This is a genomic window from Mesorhizobium sp. WSM1386 (genome assembly GCF_055901595.1).
On the sequence record NZ_CM148373.1, the window covers coordinates 3,356,691 to 3,381,856 of the forward strand.

A 25,166-nucleotide genomic window follows, 5' to 3' on the forward strand; every position below is an offset into this window, starting at 1 on the left:
AGGATATGGCTCCATCCTGCTGGTCAGGAATGATCTTTTCCGAAAACCGGTTCCCACGTTTCGGGATCATGTTCTATTGTGACGCGGCATCGTTCGGGGACAAAAAACATGGCCGAAAAACCTGTCGATTCGCTCAGCGAAAGTGAGGCCGAAGCCGAGCTCCAGCGGCTGGCCGAGGAGATCGCCGAGCATGACCGGCGTTATCACACGGAAGACGCACCAACGATCACGGACGCCGAATATGATGCGCTTCGGCGTCGAAACTTGGCCATCGAGGAGCGCTTTCCCGGCCTTGTACGCGAGGATTCGCCGACGCTCAGGGTAGGGGCCGCGCCGGCGGAAGGTTTCGCCAAGGTGCGCCACGCGGTGCCGATGCTCAGCCTCGCCAAGGCCTATACCGACGAGGACGTCACCGATTTCATCGAGCGCGGCCGGCGGTTCTTCGACCGCGACAAGGACCTCGACATCGCCTTCACCGCCGAGCCGAAGATCGACGGGCTGTCGGCATCGCTGCGCTACGAGAAAGGCGTGTTCGTGCAAGGCGCGACGCGTGGCAACGGTGCGGTGGGTGAGGACATCACCGCCAATCTGAGGACCATCGCCGACATTCCCGCGAAGCTGAAAGGCTCGGGCTGGCCAGAAATCATCGAGATACGCGGCGAGGTCTACATGACCTATGCCGAGTTCGAGGCGCTGAAGGCACGCTCGGCGGCGGCCGGCGGCCAGGACTACGTCAATCCGCGCAACACGGCTGCCGGCTCGCTGCGCCAGAAGGACGCCTCCGTCACCGCCAGCCGTAACCTCAAATTCTTCGCCTACGCCTGGGGCTACACGACGGAAGATCCGGCACCGACCCAGTACGGCGCCGTGCAGAAATTCGCGGATTGGGGGTTCAAGATCAGCCCGTTGATGGTGCGGGCGAAGTCTGTCGAGGAACTGGTCGCGCACTATCACCGGATCGAAGAGCAGCGCTCCTCGCTGGGCTACGACATCGACGGCGTCGTCTACAAGGTCGACCAGTTGGAACTGCAGCGCCGGTGGGGGTTCGTCACCGGCGAACCGCGCTGGGCTATCGCGCACAAATTCCCCGCCGAACAGGCAATGACGACCGTGCAGAAGATCGACATTCAGGTCGGCCGTACCGGCACGCTGGCGCCGGTGGCGCGTCTGGCACCGGTGACGGTCGGCGGCGTGGTGGTCGAGAACGTCACGCTGCACAATGAGGATTACATCAAGGGTTTCGACAGCAATGGCCAGCCGATCCGCGACGGCATCGACGTGCGCATCGGCGACACGGTGGTGATCCAGCGCGCAGGGGACGTCATTCCGCAGATCGTCAGCGTCGTCATCGACAAGCGTCCGGCCGACGCTACCCCTTACGAGTTCCCGCACACCTGCCCGGTTTGCGGTTCGCCGGCGACGCGCGAAATCAACGAGAAGACCGGCAAGGAGGATTCTCGGCGACGCTGCACGGGAGAACTGATCTGTGCCGCGCAAGCCGTGGAACGATTGCGCCATTTCGTCTCGCGCGGCGCCTTGGACATCGAAGGCCTTGGCGCGGAAAACATCGATACCTTCTTCAATGCCGGATTGATCAAGACGGCCGCCGATATCTTCACGCTCAGGGATCGCCGGCCAGCCGTCACCAAGGCGCTGGCCGAGCGGCGCGAGGAGCAGGCCAGGCAGCGCGAGGCGGCATCCGGCAAGACGCGCAAGAATGTCCGCAGCGTCGAGGACCGCAACTATGAAGGCCTGGACAAGCTCTTCGCAGCCATCGATTCGCGCCGAGAACCGGAACTCGACCGCTTCATCTTCGCATTGGGCATCCGCCACATCGGCGAGACGACGGCGGCTTTGCTGGCCCGCACCTTCTCGACCATCGAGGAACTGATCCGCGTCGGCAAGGAGACGGCCGCTGCGGAAGATCCGCACACCGTGTTCCCGTCGATCAACGGCATCGGCGACACGGTGATCGACGCGCTGCGCGATTTCTTCGGCAATCAGCGCAATGACGACGTCCTTGAGAAGCTGCTCGAGCAGGTCAAGCCGAAGCCGTACATCGTCACCGTCTCGGCCGACAGCGAGGTTGCCGGCAAGACGATCGTGTTCACCGGCACGCTGGAGAAGATGACCCGCTCCGAAGCCAAGGCGATGGCCGAACGGCTCGGCGCCAAGGTCGCCGGCTCGGTTTCGGCGAAGACCGACCTGCTGGTGGCCGGGCCTGGTGCGGGCTCGAAACTCAAGCTTGCCAGCGAACTCGGCGTCGAGGTCATCGACGAGGACACCTGGCTGCAGCGGGTCGGCAAGTCCTGATGGAAAGCACCTTCAAAGGGTTCGGCCAAAAGGCCATTCCGTTCCTGAAGGCGCTGGATTTCCACCAGAGCCGGGAATGGTTTTTGGTGAACCGCGACCTGTTCGAAACGGAATTGCGCGATCCACTGGGCGATCTCGTCGACACGCTGACGTCGCGTTTTGCGGAGGCGGGGCTGGGTTTGCGCGGCGACCGCAAGAAGTCGCTGTTTCGCATCAATCGCGACGTGCGCTTCGCTAGGGATAAGCGACCCTACAACCGCCACCTGTCGGCAATCCTTTCGCCCGACGGCACCAAGATGGAACAAGGCGTGTTCTACGTGCATATCGGCCTGGAGGGTTGCTTCGCCGGCGTCGCCTGGTGGCAGCCGGAGGCGGTACTGCTGCTGGCGATACGCCGTTCCATCGAGACATGGCCCGAGAGGTTTCGCGCCATGGTGAAGGCGTTGAACAAGAATGGCCTCGAACTCGATACCGAAGGCGCCATGAAACGCACGCCGCGCGGCTTCGAACACGTCATCGACAAAGACCTTGCCGCGGCCATTCGCAACCGGCATTTCGTCGTTCGCCACGTGATCGATCCGGCCGGCATTCACGGGCCGGAACTGGTCGAGGAGCTCGTCGATTTCACCTTGCGCGCCAAGCCGCTGCTCGATTGGGGCAGGGCGATCGAGGGCAAAACCGAGAGGGATTAAGCGTTACTCGAACGCCGCCACGATCATTTCCGCTGATCGTTTGGCTCAAGCGAATTCGTGTGACAAGGCCGGGCATGCCACCTACATACCGCCACTCCTAAAGCGCGTCGCGCTGAAGCGGATTCATGCGACGCGCTTTAGGTCTTTGTTTTTGTGCATGTCGTTCCCCCAAAACCGGGTCACTTTTGGGCGACATGCATTAGTTGTTGTGCATGTCGTAATCCCAAAACCGCTACGCATTTTTGGGCCACATGCATCAGGAGTGGTTTATGGCGACGGACGTGATTTCGCAGGGCGGCGATCGAAGCGATTTCTGGCAGGGCGTGCGGCTCTCAATGCCTGTCGTGGTCGCTTCAGCGCCGTTCGCGGTGCTGTTTGGGGCGCTTGCCGTCGACCAGGGCTTTTCGGTCCTCGAAGCGTTCCTGATGAGCGCGCTGGTTTATGGCGGCGCCAGCCAGATGGTCGGCATCCAGTTGTTCGGCCAGCACGTCGCGCCGTCGCTGATCGTGCTGTCGATCTTTGCCGTCAATTTCCGCCATGTGCTCTATTCCGCCGGCATCGGCCGGCGCATCGCGCACTGGCCGATCATCCAACAAGCGCTTGGCTATTTCATTCTCACCGATCCGCAATTCGCGGTGGCCGAGGCGAGGGCGCAATCCGGAAAGACGGTCGGTTTTGCCTGGTATCTGGGACTGGGCCTGCCCGTCTACGTGTTTTGGGTGATCGAAAGCGCACTTGGTGCGATGTTCGGCAAGCTCATTCCCGACACCCATGCGCTGGGCATCGATTTCCTGCTGCCGATCTACTTCCTCGGCCTGGTGATGGGCTTCCGCAAGCGGCCGCTGTGGCTGCCGGTGGTGATCGCCAGTGGCGCCGCCTCGATCATCGCCTACAAGACGGTCGGCTCGCCCTGGCACGTCTCGATCGGCGCCATTGCCGGCGTGCTGCTCGCCGTCGTCCTGCCGCCGCACCATAGCGGCGTGGGAGAGCGGCCATGAGCACAACATTCTGGATCATCATCGCCGGCGCGGTCGCGACCTATCTGACGCGCATCGGCGGGCATCTGGTCATCTCGCGCTTCGACAACATCCATCCTCGGGTCGAGGCAGGCCTCAATGCCGTGCCCGCGGCGGTGCTGACGACGCTGGTAGCGCCGGAACTGTTGAACGCCGGAGTGGCGGAATGGGCGGCATTGGTCGTTACTGCGGTGGTTTCGCTGCGCGGCGGGCTGATGGCAATGTTTCTGGCGGGGGCGGCGGTGCTCATAGCGGCCCGGCAGTTTGTGGGGTGATTTTGCCGGCGCGAACGTTTCGACCGTCCGCGCCGCCCCTCATTGCCCTGCCGGGCATTTCTCCCCGTAAAACCGGGAGAAAGAAGCTCACCTCAAATCTTGGCGTCGTGCGGCAATGGCGCTGTTGCCTTTTCCAGCCAGGCCAGCGTTTCGCCGTCGAGCATCGGGCCGATTTCGGCCAGCACGCGGGCATGGTAGGCGTCAAGCCAGTGCAACTCGTCGCGTGTCAGCAGATCCGATCGCACCAGCCTGATGTCGATCGGCGCCAGCGTCAGCGTCTCGAAGCCGTGCATGGCGATGTCGCCGCCCTCGATTTCTGCCGCCGGCGTCACCAGGATCAGGTTCTCGATTCGGATGCCGTAGGAGCCTTCCTTGTAGTAGCCGGGTTCGTTCGAAAGCATCATGCCTTCGAGCAGCTTCTCCGTCCCGGTGCGGGCGATGCGCTGCGGGCCTTCGTGTACGGCGAGATACGAGCCGACGCCATGTCCCGTGCCGTGGGCGAAGTCGCAGCCGTGCTTCCACAGCGCCATGCGGGCGACGGCGTCGATCTCCGAGCCGCGCGTGCCGGCGGGGAAGCGCAGCGTGGAAATGCCGATCATGCCCTTCAGCACCAGCGTGAAGCGTTCGCGCATTTCCTCGGTCGGCTGGCCGATGGGCACGGTGCGGGTGATGTCGGTGGTGCCGTCCTGATATTGCGCGCCGGAATCGAGCAGGAACAGCTCGCCAGCCTTGAGCTTGCGGTTGGTGGCACGCGACACGCGGTAATGCATGATCGCGCCGTTCGGCCCGGCGCCGGAAATGGTGTCGAAGGAGACGTCGCGCAGCGGCATCTGGGTTTCCTCGCCGGTCTGCCGGCGCGTTTCCTCCAGCCGGGTGACGACCGCGATCTCGTCGAGGGAGCCGGGTTTCTGGCGCTCCAGCCAGCACAAAAGCTTCGCTACCGCCGCGCCGTCACGGCGATGCGCGGCACGCGAACCGTTGATCTCGGCCTGGTTCTTGGTGGCGCGCGGGATGCGGGCCGGGTCGGGCGCGGCAACCACGGTGCCACCATTGTCCTCGACCAGCATGCGCAGCCGGTCGGCCGTCAGCACCGGGTCGAGCGCGATCCTGGCGCCGCCCTTGGCAAGCGCCACGATGGCGGCTTCGAATTCGCCGGGCTCATGCAAATCGGCGAGTTGGGTCAGATAGGCGGCGACCTGGCGCGAGAACTTGCGCTTGTCCATGAACAGCTGGTGCGATCCGTCGGCGGCGAGGATGGCGAAGCCAAGCGCCAGCGGCGTGTGCGGCACGTCACCGCCGCGGATGTTGAAGGCCCAGGCGATGGAGGAGGGGTCGGTCAGCACCGCATGGGTGGCGCCGTCCTTGCCGATCGCCTCCGCCAGCCGCGCCAGCTTGTCCTTGGCAAGTTCGCCGGCAAAGCCGATCGGGTGCAACTCGACGGGAGCCACCGGTGCCGCGGGCTGATCCTTCCAGATGATGTCGATCGGGTTCCTGGTCAGCGGCACCAGCACGGCGCCGATCTTGTCGGCCGCTGCCTGCAGCGCCTTGACCTCACCGACCGTGTGCAGCCATGGATCGAAGCCCAGCCGCGCGCCCTTGCCGATATTGTCCTTGAGCCAGACCGGGGGCGGGTTGTCGACCAGGCTTTCGACCGAGAAGATGTCGAGATCGACCTCGCTGCGCACCTGCAGCGTGTAGCGCCCGTCGACAAAGATGAAGGCGCGGTCGCGCAGGACGATGGCGACACCGGCCGAGCCGCTGAAGCCGGTCAGCCATTTCAGCCGCGCCGAGCGATCGGCGACATATTCGCCCTGATGCTCGTCGGCGCGCGGAACGATGAAGCCGTCGAGGCCATTGCCGCTCAGCCATTGACGCAGCAGCGCCACGCGCGGCTTGCCGACTGCCAGGTCACCCGCGGAATCGAAGGTCTGGAACATGATGGGCCTCCTTGCACGCCCGAGCGTAGCTTATGGCTTGGGAAATCGGAATCGATTTCCAGCGGCGCAAACTGCTACAGCCTCGCCTGGCTGACAACCGAGTGGGCTTGGTCCAGCGCCGTGCGAACTCCGCGGTCAGTGCTTAAGGTGGATGGTCACCCAGCCTTCGCGGTGCAGCGTGCGCACGTGGCGGAAGTTCTGGCCGACATAGGCCGAGATGACCGCGTCGCGCTGGCGCTCGAGAATGCCTGACAGCACGATCGAGCCGCCAAGCGCGATGTGCCCGGCCATTTGCGGCGCCAGCCGCATCAGCGGCCGCGCCAATATGTTGGCGATGATGAGATCGAAGGGCGCGCGCTTGCCGAAGATCGGGTGGTGAAAGCCCGGCGCCGTTACCGTCTCGACGAGAGCCTTGACGTGGTTGAGCCGCGCATTGGCGGCGGCGACCTTTACCGCCACCGGATCGATGTCGGTGGCGAGCACCGCAATATGCGCCAGCTTGGCAACGGCGATCGCCAGAACGGCGCTGCCGGTGCCGAGGTCGAGCGCATTGCGCGGGTGTTCGCGCCGCACCACCCGTTCCAGCATTTCGAGGCAGCCCGAGGTGGTGCCGTGGTGGCCGGTGCCGAAGGCGAGGCCGGCCTCGATCTCGATGGCGAGTTCGCCGCTGTGGCGCTTCCTGCGGTCATGCGCGCCATGGACGAAGAAACGCCCGGCGCGCACCGGCTTCAACCCTTCCAGCGAACGCGCTACCCAGTCGATGTCGGGCAGCGCCTCGCGCTCGACGGGCTTGGACAGGGTGAGGCCGGCGAGAATGTCCTTCATCCGCGCCTCGATTGCGTCGACGTCACCGTCGGCATAGAGCGAGACTTCGTGAATGTCCTTGTCTTCGTCGACCTCCAGCACCGCGATCGGCAGGCCTTCATCCTCGAAGGCCATCTCAAGGGCCACAAAAATACGCTCCGCCTCGACCTTGCCGGTGGTGAAATGGAGCCGTGTCTGGGTCATCAGGTTAAGTTTCTCTTTGAGCATGATCTTGTCCGAAAAACCGGCTTCCACTTTTCGCTGACGCGGTCCTTTGGTTCGGGATCAGGCTCTAGCCCTTGGCCGCGAGGCGCTTCAGTTTTTCGACAGCGGTGCTGGCGCTTTCGCCATAGGCGATCGTGCCGGCGAAATCGCCCTTGCCGTTGAGCAGCAGCACCGAGGCGGTGTGGTCCATCGTGTAGTCGCCGTCGCCGGTGTCGACCTTCTTCCAGTAGATGCCGAACGACTTGGCCATGGCGTGGACTTTGTCCGGATCGCCGGAGATGCCGATGATGCGGTCGGAGAAATTGCTGACATAGGCATTCATCACCGCCGGCGTGTCGCGCTCGGGATCGACAGAGACGAAATAGGCATGCAGGTTCTTGCCGTCGTCGCCGAGCGTCTTCAGCCAGCCGGCGAGTTCGAACAGCGTGGTCGGGCAGACTTCCGGACAATGGGTGAAGCCGAAGAAGACAACGCTGGGCTGGCCCCGGAACGCGGCCTCGGTGATCGGCGCGCCCTTCTGGTCGACCAGGGTGAAGGGGGCGCCGAACGGTTCGCCGCCATAGTGGCCGCGATACCAGTCGAAAGTCAGCCAGCCGATGCCGGCCGCCATGAGGATGAGAATGCCGACCAGGATAGAACGCATCATCAGAAAAGTCCGTCTGTAACTTTCATCGGGTGCCGGCCGAAGCCACGCTCCCTTGTTCGGCCGACAGTCTTAGCGGTTCGACCGGGTACACGCAAAGATGCCGCGTTGACGCAACCGGCCGTGGCAGTACCCGGCGTTTCGATCGCACCTTGCAATGTATTGGTCCTCGCCCCACCTGAGACCGGCAACTCGAACCGCAGGAGGCTCCACTTGCTCGAATCGATTGGGCGCGGACGGATTGGGCGAAAACTGATCGGCGCGTTGGCTGCGTGCGTCGTACTTGGCACCGGCGCTGCGGTCGCCGAGGAAGTCGGCAAGGTTGGTGTCGACTGGGTCGGCAACGACATCATCGTCGAGGCGATCAAGGATCCGAACGTGGAAGGCGTGACCTGCCACGTCTCCTATTTCGACCGCAGTATCATCGACCGCCTGCACAAGGGCAACTGGTTCGAGGATCCCTCTGATTCCTCGATCTCCTGCCGCCAGACCGGGCCGATCACCATCGGCGACATCGACATGGGCGAGGGCGGCGAGGAGGTTTTCAAGCAAGGCATCAGCCTGATCTGGAAGAAGCAGGTGGTGAACCGCATCTATGACAAGGCCAACGATACGCTGATCTATCTCTCGCATTCGCGCCAGGTGCAGAACGGCTCGGCCAAAATGTCGGTCACGACAGTGCCGCTCTACGGCCAGAACGTGGTGTGGAGCAAAGGCAAGCCGAATTAGATTCGCGCGATTGGCCTGACGGCCAATTGTTCGCGGCTTGCGGGCGTGGTTGCTCTGACGTAAAGCCGCCGTCATGGACCGTTCCCAAGATCTCGTGCTGAAGGACTCCGAGCCGCGCATCCATCCGACCGCGGAACTGAAGGCGTGCAAGCTCGGCCGCTATGCCGCGATCGGCGAACGGGTGGTGTTGCGGGAAGTCAATGTCGGCGACTTCTCCTATTTCGAGCGCCATTCGGAGGCTATCTACACCACCATCGGCAAATTCTGCTCGATCGCCGCCAACAGCCGCATCAACGCGCTGGAGCATCCGATCGAGCGACTGACCCAGCACAAGGTCAGCTATCGGCCGAACGAGTATTTCCGCTGGCTGGGCGTCGACGCCGCCTTCCGCGATCGGCGGCAGTCGAAAGCCGTGACCATCGGCCATGATGTCTGGATCGGCCACGGCGCGGTGATCATGCCCGGCATCACCATCGGCAATGGCGCCGTCGTCGGCGCCAATGCGGTGGTGACCCATGATGTGCCGTCCTACACCATCGTCGCCGGCATGCCGGCGAAGCCGCTCAGGGCACGCTTTTCCGCTGCCGTCGCGGGGCGAATCGAAGCTCTTGCCTGGTGGGACTGGCCGGTCGAGAAACTCGCCCGGGCGGTTCCCGATATCCAGGCGATGCCGATCGAGGCGTTCCTCGATCGCTGGGAAAACCAGGCCTTTTAGGCCGGCATCCTGCCGTTGTCTCGAAGTTCCGCACTCCGTTGAGCGAGGCAATCCGCAGGTTGAGGCGGCGCTGCGAAGCAAGCTGCCATTTTCCGCGCTCTCCGGACTGAAACCCCTTCCGCCATGCGGGGGTGGCGCGGCGGAAGGGGCTGGAGGTAAACCGCCGTGAAGCGGAAGGAACAGGCACTTTTGCCTGCACGGTCACCATGACATTTAACCCGATAAGGCGTGTTTTCCCTCACATGCGCGCTTTGCGTGTATTCAATTGCGCCTGACGCATTTGTCGCCCGGTTGGAACCCGAAACGGCCGCCGGATGTTTCTCATCGCGGCAGCCATCGAGGGATTTCGACACATGGAAAAGCATTTCACCAAGATCGCCAACTGGGTCGCCCATGTAGCCGGCCTGCCGCTGACATTTTCCGTCTGCTGTCTGATCGTCGTCGTCTGGGCGGTAACCGGACCCTACTTCGGTTTCTCGGACACCTGGCAATTGGTGATCAACACAGGCACGACCATCATCACCTTCCTGATGGTGTTTCTGATCCAGAACACCCAGAACCGTGACGGCGCGGCAATCCAGGCCAAGCTCGACGAACTGATCCGGGTGAGCCGTGCCCACAATCATTTCATTGGCATCGAGCATCTGACGGAGTCCGAGGTCGAGGAAATTCGCTCCAAATGCGAACGGGCGGCGCGGCGGCATGACCAGAAGATCGCCGCCACGGCTGCGAAGAAGGCCACGGCGCAAAAGCGCGGGACGAAGAAGCAGGCCGCTTGACGGTCAGCCTTTTATGAAGGCCGCGAAAGCATCCTTGTGGTCGGGGTGCCAACGCGACAGGGCCGGGCGGTTTTCGATGATGTCGCCGATCGCCCAGGCCATGCGCTTTTCATCCAGCGGGCGCGCCACGTCATTGTCCGGGCACAGGATGTAGAAGTCGCCCCTGACCAGCGATTCCAGCATGAAATCGATGACTTGTTCGCCGGTCCAGGCCCCGGCCGGCTTTTCCTTCGCGCCTTCGGTGAGGCCGGTATAGGTGAAGCCGGGGATCAGCAGATGCGCCGACAGGCGTGCGCCGGGCTCGTTGCGCAAGGCGTGCGCCAGGCCCTCGGTGAACGTCTTCACGCCGGCCTTGGAGACGTTGTAGGCAAGGTTGCCGGGCGGCGTCGTGATGCCTTGCTTGGAGCCGGTGTTGACGATCAGGCCCGGCCTGGCCGACGCCAGCATGCGCGGCGCGAAGGCCCCGACGCCGTGCACGACGCCCCAGAAATTGATGTCGAGGAGCCGCTTCCAGTCCTCGCGGTTCTCCCAGGGTTTGCCGGGATTGTCGCCGACGCCGGCGTTGTTCATCAGCAGCGAAACATCGCCAAAGGCGCCGAATGCCCGGTCGGCGAGACGATCGACCTCATCGGCCTTCGAGACGTCGGCGGCAACGGCCAGCACAGCGTCGTCGCCGGCAATGGCGGAGACCGCCCGGGAGGCATCGTCAAGACGCGCGCCACCAATGTCGGCAAGCACGATCTTCATGCCCATCAGCGCAAGCCGCTTTGCCGCTGCCAGACCAATGCCGCTGGCGGCGCCGGTGATGACGGCGGTGTTGCCCGGCGCAAGCGCGGGCAGGGCGGTCTGGATTTCAGCGTCGGGGATCATGGTGATGGGTTCCTTCTTTCGATGGCGCCGAACTTAGCGCCGCAACGGGCTTGCGCAAGCCTCCGTCAGCGTGTGTTCGGGTTGACCATGCCGGTCGAGGCTGCGCATGCTGCCCTCGGCAAAAGGAGACTTTTGCCAGGGCAAAAAGGAGTTTTTGCCGGGGCAAAAGGAGACTTTTGTCGAGGCAAAGGAGACTTTTGCCGGGATCAACGGAGATTTTTCGATTGACGGATTGGATTGCAATTCTGAAGGAACAGACCGCCACCGGCGACCAGATGGGACGCGAGGTGCCGCAGATGCTGGCCAATCCCGATATCAGCGAAGCGCAGGTGAAGACGCTGTTTTCCGCGCTGGAGAAACAGGCCGAGTTCGTCGAGAAACTGCGCATGGCGCTGGAAAAGTTCGGCCATGATTTTTTGATCATCAAGGCGGCGGAGCGGCTGGAGGAGCGCTATGCCGACCTGGCCGCTTCGGTGGCGGAAAAGCTGAAAGCGATGCGCAGATAGAGCAATTCCAGGAAAAGTGTGAAGCGGTTTTCCGTCCGGAATTGCGTCAAACAAAAAGCAATTCCAGGAAAAGTGTGAAGCGGTTTTCCGTCCGGGATTGCGTCAAACAAAGAGCAATTCCAGGAAAAGTGTTAAGCGGTTTTCCGTTCGGAATTGCGTCAAACAAAGAGCAATTTCAGGAAAAGTGTTAAGCGGTTTTCCGTCCTGAATTGCGTCAAACAAAGAGCAATTCCGGGAAGGTCTACTTTTCGATCATCCGCGCGAAACGCGTATCCGGCACCAGCCAGATCAAGGCGACCAGCACATAGAGCGCTACGCCGATCCACTGGCTGACGAAGGTCAGCACGACGGCCGCGATATAGACGGCGAGCGAGATCTTTCCCTTGCGATCGTGTCCCAGTGCCTTGGCAAAGGCTGTGTCGTTGCCGTGCAGGCGGTGCAGCGCGGCGGCCAGGATCGTATAGGCGATGGCGCAGAGTGCGAGATCGGCGCCATAGACGGCGACCGGCACCGGCGCAAAGTGGTTCTCGCCCATGAAGGCGGTCGTTGCCGGCATCAGCGACAGCCAGAACAGCAGGTTGAGATTGGCCCACAGCACGCGGCCATCGACGCGTTGCACGGTATGGAACATGTTGTGCAGATTGTTCCAGTAGATGCCGACGTTGATGAACGACAGCACGTAGCAGAAGAAGATCGGCCACAACGGTGCCAGGGCGGAAAAATCCTCGCCATGCGGCACTTTCAGTTCCAGCACCATGATGGTGATGATGATGGCCACCACGCCGTCGGTGAATGCCTCGACCCTGCCTTTGCCCATGATCCCGCCCCTTGCCCGCAAGGAATTGTCGAAAGAAAGTAAATTGTTAGCCTATGTTGCCGAGCCGATAAACGGCGCTTGGGAAATTCCTCAACTATGTCGGTGGAAACCGTGGCACAGCGGCTGGGTCAGTTCCGGCTATCTCTCGCGGGCCCATGTCGTTCGTCCGCCAGTCATCATCGTGCGCCCGCCGCATCGGCCGCCGCACAGGCCGCGCCCCGGCAAATGCAAGATCGCGCCCGGCAAGAGGCCGCCGGCCTCGATCCGAACCTTCTTCAGTCGGCGGCTCTCCCGTTGAGGCTCTGGTTTTTTGTTTTGACGCAATTCCCAAGGGAAAGCGCAAATGCGCTTTCCCCGGAAAACCGCTTCACACTTTCCTGGAATTGCTCTCAGCCCACCGTGGTGTCAGGAGCCTGCCAGCCGGCCGGAACGTCGGGAATGAGGACGCGTTAAGATCGCGATCCCGAGGCTGGAAGGGAGGTTGGCCATGACATTTCGCGATTTGGCGCATACGCAAGAAGCGGCTCGCGGCGACGCTCTTGCGATTCCGACTGTCGCCGCGATGATTGCCGTGCTGTTTGCCGGCAGCACGGCACTGACACCGCTCTATATCATCTACAAGCAGCAATTCGGTTTTTCGCAGATCACGCTGACGCTGATCTATGCGGTCTATGTCGTTGGCAATCTCGCCGCCTTGCTGGTGTTTGGCGGCGCATCGGACGTTGTCGGGCGCCGGCCAGCGGCCCTGGCGGCGATGGGCGTCGCCATCGTCAGCGGGCTTGTCTTCCTGTTTGCCGAAAATGTTCTGTCGCTCGACATAGCGCGCATCCTGAGCGGGCTTGGCATAGGCATTGGCGCAGGGACAGGAACCGCGTGGATCGCCGAGCTTCTCCCCAATGCCGACAAGTCGCGCGCCAGCGTCATTGCCACCGGCACCAATTTCCTCGGCCTCGGATTCGGCGCGCTCGTTTCGGGACTGCTGGCACAATATGAGCCCTGGCCGTTGCGGCTGGTCTTCATCGTCTTTCTGGCGGCACTCGTGGTGGTGACGATCCTGGTCTGGCGCACCCCTGAAACGATCGCGAAGCCGGGTGGCGTCAATCAGATTTCCATGCGGCCGCAACTCTCCGTTCCGCAGGAGATACGCGCGCGCTTCGTTGCGCCGGCGGTGACCGGCTTCGGCGCGATGGCGCTGGTCGGTTTCTATGCCGCCCTGGCTCCCAGTATTCTGGCGCAGCAGCTGCAGGAAACCAACCACGCCGTCGCCGGCGCGCTGTTCTTCGAACTGGCGATCGTCGCCGCGGTCAGCATCGTGGTGCTGAAGCAGGTGCAGAGCAGCAAGGTCATGTTGGCCGCGCTTGCCCTGATGGTCCCCAGCGTCCTGCTGGTGGTGGCGGCACAGATGCTGGCATCGATGGTGCTGATGATCGCGGCCACCGCCTGCTGCGGCGTCGTGGCGGCGCTTGGCTATCGCGGCGGCCTGCAGGTGGTGAACGAGATCGCGCCGGATGATCGTCGCGCCGAAATTGTGTCGAGCTTCTTCGTCTGCTGCTTCGTCGGCAACGCCTTGCCGGTCATCGGAATCGGGATCGTCTCGACCTATGCCAGTCCGATCGCCGCAAGCCTGGCATTCGCCGCCATGATTATCGTATTCGCGGTGGTAGCGCTGGCTTTCGGGCTGAAACATCGGCGCTGAGATGACAAGGGCCCGGCCGAATCTCAGCCGTTTGGCATTTCAGGCGCCATGTTGGCGCGCTGGCGCGGCACCCCAAGTCCGGTGTCAGGCGGCTCGCCGGCAGCCGGCCTGTTCTCGATCATGTGCAAGGTGCGCCAGCCGCCTAAGCGGTAGTAAGCCGCGGCCAGCACGAGTGAGGTGATCGAGCCGGCTGGAAAGCTCCACCACAGCGCTTCCTCGCCGAGCACGCCGCGCATGAAATAGGCAAAGCCGGTGCGCACGACCAGCACCGAGATCACCAGGATGATCAGCGGCGGCATCACCGCGCCCGTGGCTCGGACCGTGGCGAACAGCACGATGGTGATGCCGAACAGGACAAATGACCAGGACGCGACACTGTTGATGTGGGCGGCGATATCGATCGCCGCGCTGTCGCTGCTCAGGAACAGGCTGAGGATGGAGCGGTCGAAGAACCACAGCAGCGCGACGAGGGCGCCGGTCAGGACGAGGTTGAAGCCGACGCCGGAGGCAGCGACCCGGCCGATCCGGTCCCAGCGGCCGGCACCGACATTCTGCGCCGCCATGGAGGAGACCGCGGCACCGATGGCGAGCGCCGGCATCTGGATATAGGTCCACAATTGCGCGGCGATGCCGTAGGCGGCGGCGACCTGCGAACCGTAGGAATTGACGATGCCCATCACCGTCAGTGCCGCCGCCGAGATGACGACCATTTGCAGGCCCATCGGCACGCCCTTGAAGACGACGATGCGCAGCAAGGCAGCGTCTGGCCGCAGCAGGGCGAGGTTGGCGCCGGCCAGCCGCAACGGATGCTTGCGTACATAGAGCACGACGAGGATGGCGATGACGCTCACCGTCTGGCCGATCAGTGTGGAGGTCGCCGATCCGGCGATGCCGAGTTCGGGAAACGGCCCGATGCCGCGGATGAGCAGCGGATTGAGGACGATGTCGAGGACGACCGCGAGCGCCATGAAGATGAAGGGCGTGCGCGAGTCACCGGCGCCGCGCAGCACGGTCATGACGAAGGACAAAAGGTTCATCATCGGCACGGCCACGAAGATGATGCGCAGGTAGGAACGGGCCAGCGGCAAGGCGTCGGCCGGGGTGCCGAGCGTGTTGAGGATGGCGTCGACCCAGATCCAGCCGCAGACCGCGAAGATGATCGAGACGAGGAAAAAGAAGGTGGCGCTGGTGCCGACGATGCGGCGCGCCTCGGGCAGGTCGCGGGCGCCGACCGACTGCGCCACGAGGATGGTCGCCGCCATGCCGATTCCGAACACGGTGCCGAGGATCAGGAACAGCACCAGATTGGCGTTGGAGGTGGCGGTCAGCGCCGATTCACCGAGGAAGCGGCCGACCCAGACGGCATTGATCGAACCGTTGAGCGACTGCAGAACGTTGGAGCCGAGCACCGGCAGGGCGAACAGCAGCAGCGTGCGTGGGATCGGTCCGCTGGTCAGGTCGCCGGTGCGCCGGCGCGTGGGCATTTTTTCGTCCATGTCTGGCAATCCGGCGAAGGCTTGATCTTGAGACCGATCCGCGATGATCGCCGATTCAGCGGGACAGGTCGATGCGGTGCCGGAAAAGATTGGCATCGGGTCTTCTGGCGCGCCTCGATCTAATCATGTTCTCAAAGCTTCCGGAATGGGATATTGATCCTGATGGGGGCCGCGTTCCTGTTGGATCTTGCGGTTGAGCTGGGGGGGTCATGTCCGATATTCCGCTGTTTTCCGAGCGCCTGAACCGGCGAGCGTTTCTGAGTGCGTCCGCTTTGGGCGCGGCCGCGATGGCCCTTTCGGCGTGCTCCACGACGGATGTTGCGCCGCCGCCGCCGGTGGCCGCCGCGCCGCCCGATGCGGCTTTCGGTGACGCCGCGAGCATGTACGCGGCGCGCACCGACGAGGGCTATCAACTGCCGGCAATCCCGGTCACCAAGCTCGATCCGAAGTTCGTGCGCCAGGTCGTGGCCGACCCGACCGGCGAAAAGCCCGGCACGATCGTCGTCGATACGTCAGAGCACTTCCTCTATCTGGTGCAAGATGGCGGCAAGGCCGTCCGCTACGGCGTCAGCCTCGGCAAGGCCGGTTTCGGCTGGACCGGCAGCGCCGTGGTCCAGGCGAGGAAGAAGTGGCCGGTGTGGACTCCGCCGCCGGAAATGATCCAGCGCCGGCCGGAACTGGCGAAATACAAGGACGGCATGCCGCCCGGTCCGCAGAGCCCGCTCGGCGCCCGCGCGCTCTATCTGTTCCGCGACGGCAAGGACACGATGTACCGGCTGCACGGCACGCCGGAGTGGGATTCCATCGGCAAGAACGCGTCGTCCGGCTGTGTGCGCTTCATGAATCAGGACATCATCGACCTCTACAGCCGCGTCAACGGTCCGGCCCAGGTCTTCGTGCGCCCCAATTTGTCGTCCGCCGGCAAGATCATGGCCGTGTCGAGCAGGACAGCCGAGCCGATCGATGCGGGCGTGCCGAAAGACGCGGAGTTCTTGAAGTAAGCGCCTTCGCGGGGTCCCTAGCAAGGCTCAATTATTCGCGGCAGCCCAGGCGGGCGCGCCAGGCCCGCCCGCCTGAGCTGTGATCGCTACTTCTTGGCGAGGCCGGGCAGCGTCACTTGATAGACCAGGAACATGGTGTCGACATTGGCGCCGTCGTCGGCCTTGTAGGGCGCGCCGACCTGGAAACCATCCTGGGCCAGGAAGTCGTTGTCGTTGGCGACGAACAGGAAATAGTCGTCGGGCAGTTTCGGATCGAGCACGCTTGCCAGCGACATCGCTTCCCATTTTTCCGAGAGGTTGTCGTGGTCGTTCGGCGCGCCATTGTGCAGGCCGAAGCGGCCGAGCTGGGCATTGTCGTTGATGTCGATGAACGGCGTCAGCTTGGCCGGCGTCACCGACGGATCGAGCACACCCTTGGGGGCGACCGGCCTGTCCTTGTCAAAATCCGTGCCGGCGATGTCGGTGGCCGTGGAGACGTCGACGATGCTGATTTCGCGATAGAGCGAGGTGTCGCCCTTCACGCCCTGACCGTTGCCGCTGTCGCGCGCCAGCATCAGGAAGGATGTGTCCGACAACGCCACGATCTCGCTTTGCGCGGCGACCTTGGTCTTGCCCTTGGCATCCTTGAATACCGGCAGCGGCACGACATACTCATGTGCCAGTTTCAGGTGGGCGAGATCGGACGCGTCATAGACCAAGGCCCTGGTGTTCTGCCGCGTCGCAGGAGAATCGCCGCCATCCTGCCGGGTCGCGGACTGCAGCACGGCGATCAGGAACTTGCCGTCCGGCGTCATCGCCATGCCTTCGAGGCCCTGGTTGTTCTGGCGGCCGGTTTCCGGATCCTTGGGATCGGGCTCGGCGGCACCGGGGCCGGGATTGTCGGAGGAGAAGTTCGGTGTCCCCTTGCGCATCGGCACCAGGGCAGCCGGCGGCTGGGTCGCCGACATCAGGCGGCCTTCGCCGGAGAAACGGTAGATATTGGGGCCATATTCGTCGGAGATGAACATCGAGCCGTCGGGCAGTCGCACGATCGCCTCGTTGTCGAGGGCGAGCTTGCCGTTGGTGGCGGCGGGCAGCATCGGCAAGTCGCCGGCGGCGGCGCGCACGTCCGACAGCGGATCGAGGCCGGTGGCGTCGGCGCCCTTGTCGTCGGTGAGCAGCATGCTGTCGGCGAGCGTCGCCTTGACGCCGGTCTGTTCCTGGCCGGTAGCTGGGGCGGCGCCCGGCGCGACGGGGTTAAACTCGATGCCGATCGTATTGAGGCGCGGGCGATAGTCGGTGGTGCCGGCGACATTGTAGCCGCGGTCCGGCAGCAGCCAGAGCGAGCCCTTGTAGCCGGCAGCGTCATGCGTCCAGCCCGATGTGTCGATCGACATGCCGGAGCCCGAGCCGAAGGTTTCGCCGAACTTGTCGCGCTGGGCGGCCGGGATGCGGCCGACGCCGACGAGGCCCTTGTTGACGGGGCCCTTGTTGACAAGGCCGCCGACGGTCGCGGTGCCGTCGGCGAGCGCCGGCGTCAAGGCTGTGAACAAGGCCAGCGCGACGCCAAGCGACGCGGTTCGGTGCAGGTGTTTCATGGACAATCCTCTTTGTGACGAAGCGTGCCGGAGCGGCCGAAAGCTGAAGGAGGCGTCACCTCGATGATGCCGCGCGCGCCTCCCCGAAAGCGATCTACGTCGTGAACATGATGCTTGCGTGACAGCGGCGGTGCGTGCCCGCCGGCTTGTTCGTGCACCAGCAAAGAAGCGCATTCGTGTGACCGAATCGATGGCGCTTTGCCACGCGGAGTTTCGCCCAGTGCGGCAAGTCGGCAGCCCGGACTAGACACATATGTCCAGTACGTCTATGGTGCCGCCCTCGAACAGGGGAGGGAAGCCTTGAAGTCGCACTACCGCGCAGTCGTCATCGGAGGTGGCGTGGTCGGCGCCTCGGTGCTCTACCATCTGACGCGGTTCGGCTGGTCGGATGTGGCGCTGATCGAGCGCGCCGAACTGACCGCCGGTTCGACTTGGCATGCGGCGGCTGGTTTCCATGCGCTCAACGCCGACCCCAATGTGGCGGCGCTGCAGGACTACACGATCAACCTCTACCGCGAGATCGAAGCCGAATCCGGCCAGGACATCGGCCTGCACATGACCGGCGGCGTCAACGTCGCCAGCGATCCCCAGCGCTGGGAGTGGCTGAAATCGGCCTGGGCGGTGTTCCAGTCGGTCGGCATCGAGACCGCCCGGCTGGTGGGCCCGCAAGAGATCAGAGAACTCTGCCCGATCGTCGACGTCACCGGCGTGCTCGGCGGACTGCACGATTCCAACGAGGGCCATCTCGATCCCTACGGCACCACCCATGCCTATGCTGGCGCGGCGAAGAAGCGCGGCGCCGACATCATCCTGCGCAACCTGGTCGTCGAGCTAAAGTCGCGCGCCGACGGCCACTGGGACGTCGTTACCGAGCAGGGCACCGTCGTCGCCGAGCATGTCGTCAACGCCGGCGGGTTGTGGGCAAAGCAGCTCGGCCGCATGGCCGGCGTCGACCTGCCGGTGACGCCCATGGAGCATCACTATTTCATCACCGAGGACATTCCGGAGATCGCGGCGCTGGACCGGGAAATCGGCATCGCCGTCGATCTCGACGGCTTTTCCTACCTGCGCCAGGAGCGCAAGGGCGTGCTGCTCGGTGTCTACGAGCAGAACCCGAAGCACTGGAACATGGATGGGGCGCCATGGGACTACGGCATCGAGCTCATCCCGGAAGATATAGACCGCATCAGCCCGGAACTCGCCAAGGCGCATGAGCGCTTTCCGTGCCTGGCGACGGCCGGCATCCGCAAATGGGTCAATGGCGCCTTCACTTTCACGCCGGATGGCAATCCGATCGTCGGGCCGGTGCGCGGTCTCAAGAATTATTGGGTCGCCTGCGGCGTCATGGCCGGCTTCAGCCAGGGCGGCGGCGTCGGCAAGTCGCTGGCCGAGTGGATGATTTTCGGCGAGCCGCAGGCCGATATCTTCGGCATGGACATCGCCCGCTATGGCGCCTTCGCCGCCAACCGGGAATATCTCAGGCAGACGACGCGGCAGTTCTATTCGCGCCGTTTCGTCATGACCTTTCCCAATGAGCGGCTGCCCGCGGGCCGACCCTTGAAGCGCCCCGGCGCCTATGACGGCATGAGCGCGGCGGGCTGCGAATGGACGGCGTCGTGGGGGCTGGAAATTCCGGCCTATTTCGCGCCGATGGGTTTTCGCGAGAACACCACGCTCAAGCGCTCCAATGCCTTCGACATCGTCGGCGACGAAGCATTGCAGGTGCGGCGGGCCGCCGGCCTCGTCGATATCTCGGCCTATTCGCGCTACGCGGTGTCGGGGCCAGGCGCCCAGGCATGGCTCGACCGGCTGCTCGCCTGCAACCTGCCGAAAGCGGGACAGGCGCGGCTCGCGCCGATGCTGGGGCCAGATGGGCGGCTGAAAGGCGATATCACCGTGATCAACTGGGGCGGTGGCGATTATTGGCTGATGGGCTCCTACTATCTCAGGGAATTCCACATGCGCTGGTTCGAGAGCCACGCGGCCGACGGTGTTTCGGTCACCGATCTTTCCGACGCGATGAGCGGCTTCCTGCTGACCGGGCCGAACGCGCGCAAGATCCTGGAACGCACAACGCACCAGGACGTGTCCGGCAAGGCGTTGCCGTTCATGTCGTGCGGGGCGTTCGATGTCGGCGTGGTGCGGGCGCGGGTTGCCCGGCTGTCCATCGCCGGCGAACTGGGCTTCGAAATCAGTTGCCCGGTGGCCATGCATGCGACGCTGCGCGAGACGCTGCTTGCCGCAGGCGAAGATCTCGGCCTGGCCGAGATCGGCTACTACGCGCTCAATGCGCTCAGGCTGGAGAAAAGCTTCGGCATCTGGTCGCGCGAATTCACGCAGGGCTACAGGCCTGGCCAGACCGGGCTCGACCGCTTCATCGCCTTCGACAAGGGTGATTTCATCGGCCGCGAGGCGGCGCTGAGGGAGCGCCAGACGGGCACGTCTCAACGGATCGTGACGCTGGAGATCGATGCGCTCGACGCCGACGCCAGCGGCTTCGAGCCTATCTGGCGCGACGGAAGGCGCGTCGGCTTCGTCACGTCGGGCGGATTTGGCTACACGATCGGCAAGAGCGTCGCGCTGGCGTTGGTGGACGACGATTCTGCCGAGGAGGAGACGGCGCTTTCGGTGCACATTGTCGGCGTCGAGCGGCCGGCGCGGGTCATCGCGGCCTCGCCCTACGATCCGTTGGGCAAGGCGATGCGGCAATGAGGAGGATTTCCGATGATCGATGAGGCGGCACGTGAGGCCAGGCGCGAGCGCAGGCGCGGACGCACGGGCGAGGCCGGCAGCGAAAGCAGCCGCCGGCCGAATTACCGGTCGCTGAAGAACCCGTTCCTGCCGCAGCCGATCTTTTCGGACGACCAGGTCGCCTCGATCCACGACACGGCGCTGCGCGTGCTGGAAGAACTCGGCATCAAGGTACTGCTGCCGCAGGCACGCGAGGTTCTCGCCCGCGCCGGCGCCCTGGTCGACCCGGACACCGACATGGTGCGCATCGGCCGCGACATGGTGGCGGCGGCGCTGGCCTCGGCGCCGAGGTCGATCCATGCCCGTAGTGGCGATCCTTCCCGCGATCTGACGCTCGAACTCGGGTCGATGACGTTTCTTGCCGGAAGCGGGGCGCCCAATGTCACCGATCTCGAGCGCGGCCGGCGGCCAGGCACGCTCGCCGCCTTCGAGGAGTTCATCAAGCTGGTGCAGCATTTCGATGTCCTGCATATGCTCGGTCCCTGCGTCGAGCCGCAGGATGTCGACAACCGGTTTCGCCACTATGCCGTCAATCGTGCGCAGCTGACGCTGTCCGACAAGTTTCCCTTCGTGTTCGCGCGCGGCACGCCGCAGGTCGAGGACGGTTTCGAGATGCTGCGGCTGGCGCGCGGCCTTTCGGAGGAGGCGTTCCGCTCGAACGCCTGGTGCTATACCGTCATCAACACCAACTCGCCGCGTCAGCTCGACATACCGATGGCGCAAGGCATCATCGATTTCGCCAAAGCGGGGCAGGTCTCGATCATCACGCCGTTTTGCCTGGCGGGCGCCATGGCGCCGATCACCGTTGCCGGCGCGCTGACGCTGCAGCATGCCGAAGCGCTGGCCGGGCTGACGCTGGCGCAGATCGTGCGGCCCGGCGCGCCAGTCGTCTATGGCTCCTTCTCCTCCAATGTCGACATGAAGTCCGGAGCGCCGGCCTTCGGCACGCCCGAACATGTCAAGGCAACGCTGGGCGCCGGCCAACTGGCGCGCTTCATCGGCCTGCCGTGGCGGTCCGGCGGCGGCAGCGCGGCCAATATCTCGGATGCGCAGGCCGCGCATGAGACGCAATTCGCATTGTGGGGTTCGGTTCTGGCCGGCGCCACGGTCTGCATTCATGCCGCCGGCTGGCTGGAAGGCGGCTTGAGCGTTTCCCTGGAGAAACTGGTCACCGACGTCGAGGCGTTGCAGACGGTCGCCGAACTCTGTGCGGCGACGCCCGGCGACGACGATTCCATCGGCTTCGAGGCAATCGCCGAGGTGCAGCCGGGCGGCCATTTCTTCTCGGCCGGCCACACGATGGCGCGCTATCGTACGGCTTTCTACGAACCGCTGGTGGCGGACTGGTCGAATTTCGGCAATTGGACGCAAAGCGGATCGAAGACGGCGAGCGAGCGCGCCACCGGCGTCTGGAGGCGCATCCTTGCCGATTTCGAAGCTCCGGCGACAGCCGCCGCCACAGCCGGGGTGCTCGACGAGTTCATCGCGCGGCGCACCGAAGAAGGCGGAGCGCCGCCCGTGTCATAAGGCCGACCGTCCCGGTTGTGGTGCGATCCGGAACTTGCAGTGCCTTCCCCGCATTCATGGTTTGCGGCCGGTGCCCATCGGCACCGGCGAGCCATTTTGAGGGGAGGACCGACACCATGGGTTTCGACCAGTATCACGAACCGCCTGAGGAACTGTCGCAGAAGGTGCGGACCTTTGCGCGCATGATCACTTCGCTGATCGAGGAGGCGGAAGCGATCTCCTGGTACGAACAGCGCATGTCGGTGGAGAAAGATCCGCAGGCTCGCGCCATCATGAAGAACGCGCAAGGCGAGGAGTTCAAGCATTTCGGCATGGACCTGGAATTCCTGCTGCGCCAGAAGGAGGATTGGCGGGCGGAACTGAAGGAAATCCTGTTCACCACGGGCGATATCGTCGAGGCCGGCGAGAAGGGCGAGAAGAAGGTGGACTGAGCACCTTCTTCGCCTCCATCAATCGCTGTCGCGCGCGATCAGCTCCAGCGGCCAGACCTCGCGGATGATGCGCGGCCCTTCGGGGCCGGCGAAGGCGGGGAGCGAGGCCAGCAGCATTTCCGCCAGCCGCCGGCCCATTGCCTCCAGTGCCGGACGGAAGGCGGTCAGCGTCGGCGAGAAGTAGCGGCAGAGCGGCGTGTCGACGATGACGATCACGGCCATGTCATGGCCCGGCTTGATTCCCATCTCGGCCAGCGCCTTGCAGCCGCCAAGCGCCATCGCGTCATTGTTGAAGATGATGGCCGTCGGTGGGTCCTTGGAGCGCATGACTTGCGGCGTCACCTGGTAGCCGCCGGCCTCGTTGATGAAGCCGTCGGCGATCAGGTCGGGGTCGACCTCGATGCCGTGCCGCTTCAGCGCCTTGCGGTAGCCGTCGAGAAACAGGTAGCCGAAGTTGAGATCAAGTGAAGGGCGGATGGCGGCAATGCGCCGGTGTCCACGCGCCACCAGGCGGTCGACGGCTTCATCACCCGCCCTCTCGAAATCGATATCGAGAGAAGGATAGGTGTCGCCACCGGACTGACTTCGGCCAAGCGTGACGAAGGGAAAGCCTGCCTTGCTGAGATAATCAATCCGATCGTCTTCCCTTCGTGTATTGGCCAACACGACCGCATCGACCAAGCGCGTCTCAACCACGCGGCGCAACCGCTCCTGCTGATATTGGCCGGGCTCACCCATGACGACCATCAGATCGAGGCCATGCTCGGCGAGCTTCGCCTGCAGTCCGATCAGGAACGGGATGAAGAAGGGTTCGCCATATTGCTGGTCGCCCGGATGCGGCTGCAGCATGAAGGCGATCGAATGGGTGGCGCCTTGCCTGAGACTGCGGCCCGACTGGTTCGGGGAATAGTTCAGCTTCTTGGCGGCTTCGAGCACGCGCTGGCGCGTGTCGGCATTGACATCGGCGCGGCCGTTCAGCGCCCGAGACACGGTGCCGATCGAAATGTTCAGGTGACGGGCAAGGTCATGAATGCTGGACGCCAAAGGACAATTCCCCCGCCTTGGCCGACGCAATTCCACGAAAAGTGCGAAGCGGTTTTCGCCCGGAATTGCGTCAAAACAAAGAGTTAGAGCAGTTCGCCGTTTCTTGAAAGGCTGAACTGCTCTAGCACCGGCTGCCATTCAGGCCAAGGCTTCGGGATGATTTTCGAGAAGCAGCCGATTGACATTCTACGCTATCGGGTGTGTTCTCGTAAACGTTTACGGAAAAACGTTTACGGTGACGCCGTGGATGCCGTGACATTCGGCCTGGAGGGGCCGGACGGGAGGAATGCCGGATGATGAAAGCCGTCCTCGTCGGCTGTGGAGCGATGAGCAGACAGTGGCTCGATGCCGCGAGGCAGGTCGACGGGCTCGCCATTGTCGGGCTTGTCGATCTCGACGCCGAACGGGCGAAGGCGAGGGCGGGCGAATACAATCTCACCAGCGCCGTCATCGGCACCAGCCTCGACGCGGTGCTCGAGCAGACAAAGCCTGATGCGGTGTTCGATGTCGTTGTCCCCGCCGCCCGGCGCGATGTCGCTTTTGCCGCCTTTGCGCATCATTGCCATCTCTTGACCGAGAAGCCGCTGGCCGACAGTCCGCAGAACGCCCGCGCCATCATCGAGGCAGCCAAACAGGCAGGACGCGTGCACGCCGTGGTGCAGAACCGCCGTTACGTCGCCAATGTCAGGCGCATCCGGCGGTTTCTTCAGTCGGGCGCCATCGGCAATCCGACCAGCATCCATGCCGACTTCTTCATCGGGCCGCATTTCGGCGGCTTTCGCGAGGAGATGGCGCATGTGCTGCTGCTCGACATGGCGATCCACACATTCGACGCCGCCCGCTACATGGTCGCCGGCGAGCCGGCCAGCGTCCATTGCCAGGAATGGGAGCCGGCCAATTCCTGGTACCGGCAGGGCTCGTCGGCCAGCGCCGTCTTCGACCTCGGCGGCGGAAAGGTCTTCACCTATGCCGGCTCCTGGTGCGCCGCCGGTTTCCGCACCAGCTGGGAGGGCAGCTGGCGCATCGTCGCCGAACGCGGCTGCCTCATCTGGGATGGCCACGATGTGCTGAAGGCTGAAATGGTGGTGCCGGGCCGCGACGGGCTGCTCGACAAGACCGAGCCGGTCGAGGTGCCGCCGCTCGATCCCGCCGACCGCATCGACGGCCATCTCGGCATCATCAAGGATTTCATGCACGCCATCGAGACCGGCACCGAGCCGGAGACGCATGGTGCCGACAACATCAAGAGCCTGGCCATGGTCTTCGGCGCCATCGAAAGCGCCGAGACCGGACGGCGCATCGCCATCGCAGAGGAAGCATAG

22 protein-coding genes are annotated in these 25,166 nt (G+C 63.9%); 14 read left to right on the plus strand and 8 right to left on the minus strand.

The window, feature by feature from the left end; genetic code table 11:
• The first annotated feature begins 108 nt into the window (after nucleotides 1-108).
• From ligA to AC0NIH_RS16500, 4 genes are all read left to right on the plus strand, one after another.
• Entirely contained in the window at nucleotides 109-2,313 is a 2,205-nt protein-coding gene (gene ligA / locus AC0NIH_RS16485) for an NAD-dependent DNA ligase LigA (RefSeq protein ID WP_473462085.1), read from the plus strand.
• On the plus strand, nucleotides 2,313-3,005 hold the full coding sequence (locus AC0NIH_RS16490) for a DUF2461 domain-containing protein (RefSeq protein WP_473462083.1): 693 nt from the start codon (nucleotides 2,313-2,315) through the stop codon (nucleotides 3,003-3,005). Before ligA ends, AC0NIH_RS16490 begins: the two co-directional genes overlap by 1 nt.
• A 269-nt stretch (nucleotides 3,006-3,274) precedes the next feature.
• Nucleotides 3,275-4,003, plus strand: a complete 729-nt coding sequence (locus AC0NIH_RS16495) for an AzlC family ABC transporter permease (RefSeq protein WP_473462080.1) — start codon at nucleotides 3,275-3,277, stop codon at nucleotides 4,001-4,003.
• Nucleotides 4,000-4,296 carry an AzlD family protein gene (locus AC0NIH_RS16500; RefSeq protein WP_473462078.1) on the plus strand — a complete coding sequence of 99 codons (297 nt, stop codon included), beginning with the start codon at nucleotides 4,000-4,002 and terminating at the stop codon, nucleotides 4,294-4,296. Before AC0NIH_RS16495 ends, AC0NIH_RS16500 begins: the two co-directional genes overlap by 4 nt.
• 92 nt (nucleotides 4,297-4,388) lie before the next feature.
• Here AC0NIH_RS16500 and AC0NIH_RS16505 read toward each other — a convergent pair whose 3' ends face one another.
• The 3 genes from AC0NIH_RS16505 to AC0NIH_RS16515 all read right to left on the minus strand — a co-directional run bounded on the left by AC0NIH_RS16505 (nucleotide 4,389) and on the right by AC0NIH_RS16515 (nucleotide 7,908).
• A complete protein-coding gene (locus tag AC0NIH_RS16505) occupies nucleotides 4,389-6,233 on the minus strand; it encodes an aminopeptidase P family protein (RefSeq protein WP_473462076.1) in 1,845 nt (614 codons plus the stop codon).
• A 135-nt stretch (nucleotides 6,234-6,368) separates the two neighbouring features.
• On the minus strand, nucleotides 6,369-7,241 hold the full coding sequence (locus AC0NIH_RS16510) for a 50S ribosomal protein L11 methyltransferase (RefSeq protein WP_473462200.1): 873 nt from the start codon (nucleotides 7,239-7,241) through the stop codon (nucleotides 6,369-6,371).
• 88 nt (nucleotides 7,242-7,329) lie between these two features.
• Nucleotides 7,330-7,908 carry an SCO family protein gene (locus AC0NIH_RS16515; protein WP_023778054.1) on the minus strand — a complete coding sequence of 193 codons (579 nt, stop codon included), beginning with the start codon at nucleotides 7,906-7,908 and terminating at the stop codon, nucleotides 7,330-7,332.
• 210 nt (nucleotides 7,909-8,118) lie between these two features.
• Here AC0NIH_RS16515 and AC0NIH_RS16520 point away from each other — a divergent pair, with 210 nt between their 5' ends.
• From AC0NIH_RS16520 to AC0NIH_RS16530, 3 genes are all read left to right on the plus strand, one after another.
• The gene (locus AC0NIH_RS16520) at nucleotides 8,119-8,634 is read left to right on the plus strand and encodes a CreA family protein (protein ID WP_473462073.1); all 516 of its coding nucleotides are present in this window, start codon (nucleotides 8,119-8,121) and stop codon (nucleotides 8,632-8,634) included.
• A 73-nt stretch (nucleotides 8,635-8,707) separates the two neighbouring features.
• A complete protein-coding gene (locus AC0NIH_RS16525; protein ID WP_473462070.1) occupies nucleotides 8,708-9,349 on the plus strand; it encodes a DapH/DapD/GlmU-related protein in 642 nt (213 codons plus the stop codon).
• 353 nt (nucleotides 9,350-9,702) lie between these two features.
• On the plus strand, nucleotides 9,703-10,128 hold the full coding sequence (locus AC0NIH_RS16530; protein ID WP_473462068.1) for a low affinity iron permease family protein: 426 nt from the start codon (nucleotides 9,703-9,705) through the stop codon (nucleotides 10,126-10,128).
• A gap of 3 nt (nucleotides 10,129-10,131) precedes the next feature.
• Here the strand turns inward: AC0NIH_RS16530 and AC0NIH_RS16535 are convergent, their stop codons facing one another.
• On the minus strand, nucleotides 10,132-10,998 hold the full coding sequence (locus AC0NIH_RS16535) for an SDR family NAD(P)-dependent oxidoreductase (RefSeq protein ID WP_287272272.1): 867 nt from the start codon (nucleotides 10,996-10,998) through the stop codon (nucleotides 10,132-10,134).
• Nucleotides 10,999-11,222: 224 nt separating this feature from the next.
• Between AC0NIH_RS16535 and AC0NIH_RS16540 the strand changes: the two genes are divergently transcribed.
• Nucleotides 11,223-11,504: a hypothetical protein gene (locus tag AC0NIH_RS16540; RefSeq protein WP_023765108.1), complete on the plus strand. Its 282-nt coding sequence runs from the start codon at nucleotides 11,223-11,225 to the stop codon at nucleotides 11,502-11,504.
• A gap of 241 nt (nucleotides 11,505-11,745) precedes the next feature.
• Here the strand turns inward: AC0NIH_RS16540 and AC0NIH_RS16545 are convergent, their stop codons facing one another.
• Nucleotides 11,746-12,321 carry a TMEM175 family protein gene (locus AC0NIH_RS16545; RefSeq protein WP_287272275.1) on the minus strand — a complete coding sequence of 192 codons (576 nt, stop codon included), beginning with the start codon at nucleotides 12,319-12,321 and terminating at the stop codon, nucleotides 11,746-11,748.
• 487 nt (nucleotides 12,322-12,808) lie between these two features.
• Between AC0NIH_RS16545 and AC0NIH_RS16550 the strand changes: the two genes are divergently transcribed.
• Complete coding sequence (locus AC0NIH_RS16550; RefSeq protein ID WP_473462064.1) at nucleotides 12,809-14,017, plus strand: MFS transporter; 1,209 nt, start codon at nucleotides 12,809-12,811, stop codon at nucleotides 14,015-14,017.
• 23 nt (nucleotides 14,018-14,040) lie between these two features.
• Here the strand turns inward: AC0NIH_RS16550 and AC0NIH_RS16555 are convergent, their stop codons facing one another.
• A complete protein-coding gene (locus tag AC0NIH_RS16555) occupies nucleotides 14,041-15,513 on the minus strand; it encodes an MATE family efflux transporter (protein ID WP_473462061.1) in 1,473 nt (490 codons plus the stop codon).
• Between the two features lie 209 nt (nucleotides 15,514-15,722).
• Between AC0NIH_RS16555 and AC0NIH_RS16560 the strand changes: the two genes are divergently transcribed.
• Nucleotides 15,723-16,514 carry a L,D-transpeptidase gene (locus tag AC0NIH_RS16560; RefSeq protein WP_473462059.1) on the plus strand — a complete coding sequence of 264 codons (792 nt, stop codon included), beginning with the start codon at nucleotides 15,723-15,725 and terminating at the stop codon, nucleotides 16,512-16,514.
• 86 nt (nucleotides 16,515-16,600) lie between these two features.
• On the opposite strand, the gene AC0NIH_RS16565 is transcribed toward AC0NIH_RS16560, so the two are convergent.
• A complete protein-coding gene (locus AC0NIH_RS16565) occupies nucleotides 16,601-18,091 on the minus strand; it encodes an esterase-like activity of phytase family protein (RefSeq protein ID WP_473462057.1) in 1,491 nt (496 codons plus the stop codon).
• Nucleotides 18,092-18,391: 300 nt separating this feature from the next.
• On the opposite strand from AC0NIH_RS16565, the gene AC0NIH_RS16570 reads away from it, so the two are divergent.
• The 3 genes from AC0NIH_RS16570 (at nucleotide 18,392) to AC0NIH_RS16580 (ending at nucleotide 22,800) form a co-directional block, all read left to right on the plus strand.
• Entirely contained in the window at nucleotides 18,392-20,803 is a 2,412-nt protein-coding gene (locus tag AC0NIH_RS16570; RefSeq protein ID WP_473462054.1) for a GcvT family protein, read from the plus strand.
• 12 nt (nucleotides 20,804-20,815) lie between these two features.
• Nucleotides 20,816-22,369: a trimethylamine methyltransferase family protein gene (locus tag AC0NIH_RS16575; protein WP_473462052.1), complete on the plus strand. Its 1,554-nt coding sequence runs from the start codon at nucleotides 20,816-20,818 to the stop codon at nucleotides 22,367-22,369.
• 116 nt (nucleotides 22,370-22,485) lie between these two features.
• Complete coding sequence (locus AC0NIH_RS16580; protein WP_140575523.1) at nucleotides 22,486-22,800, plus strand: ferritin family protein; 315 nt, start codon at nucleotides 22,486-22,488, stop codon at nucleotides 22,798-22,800.
• Between the two features lie 18 nt (nucleotides 22,801-22,818).
• Here AC0NIH_RS16580 and AC0NIH_RS16585 read toward each other — a convergent pair whose 3' ends face one another.
• Nucleotides 22,819-23,844, minus strand: a complete 1,026-nt coding sequence (locus AC0NIH_RS16585; protein ID WP_023765099.1) for a LacI family DNA-binding transcriptional regulator — start codon at nucleotides 23,842-23,844, stop codon at nucleotides 22,819-22,821.
• A gap of 293 nt (nucleotides 23,845-24,137) precedes the next feature.
• On the opposite strand from AC0NIH_RS16585, the gene AC0NIH_RS16590 reads away from it, so the two are divergent.
• On the plus strand, nucleotides 24,138-25,166 hold the full coding sequence (locus tag AC0NIH_RS16590) for a Gfo/Idh/MocA family protein (RefSeq protein ID WP_473462049.1): 1,029 nt from the start codon (nucleotides 24,138-24,140) through the stop codon (nucleotides 25,164-25,166).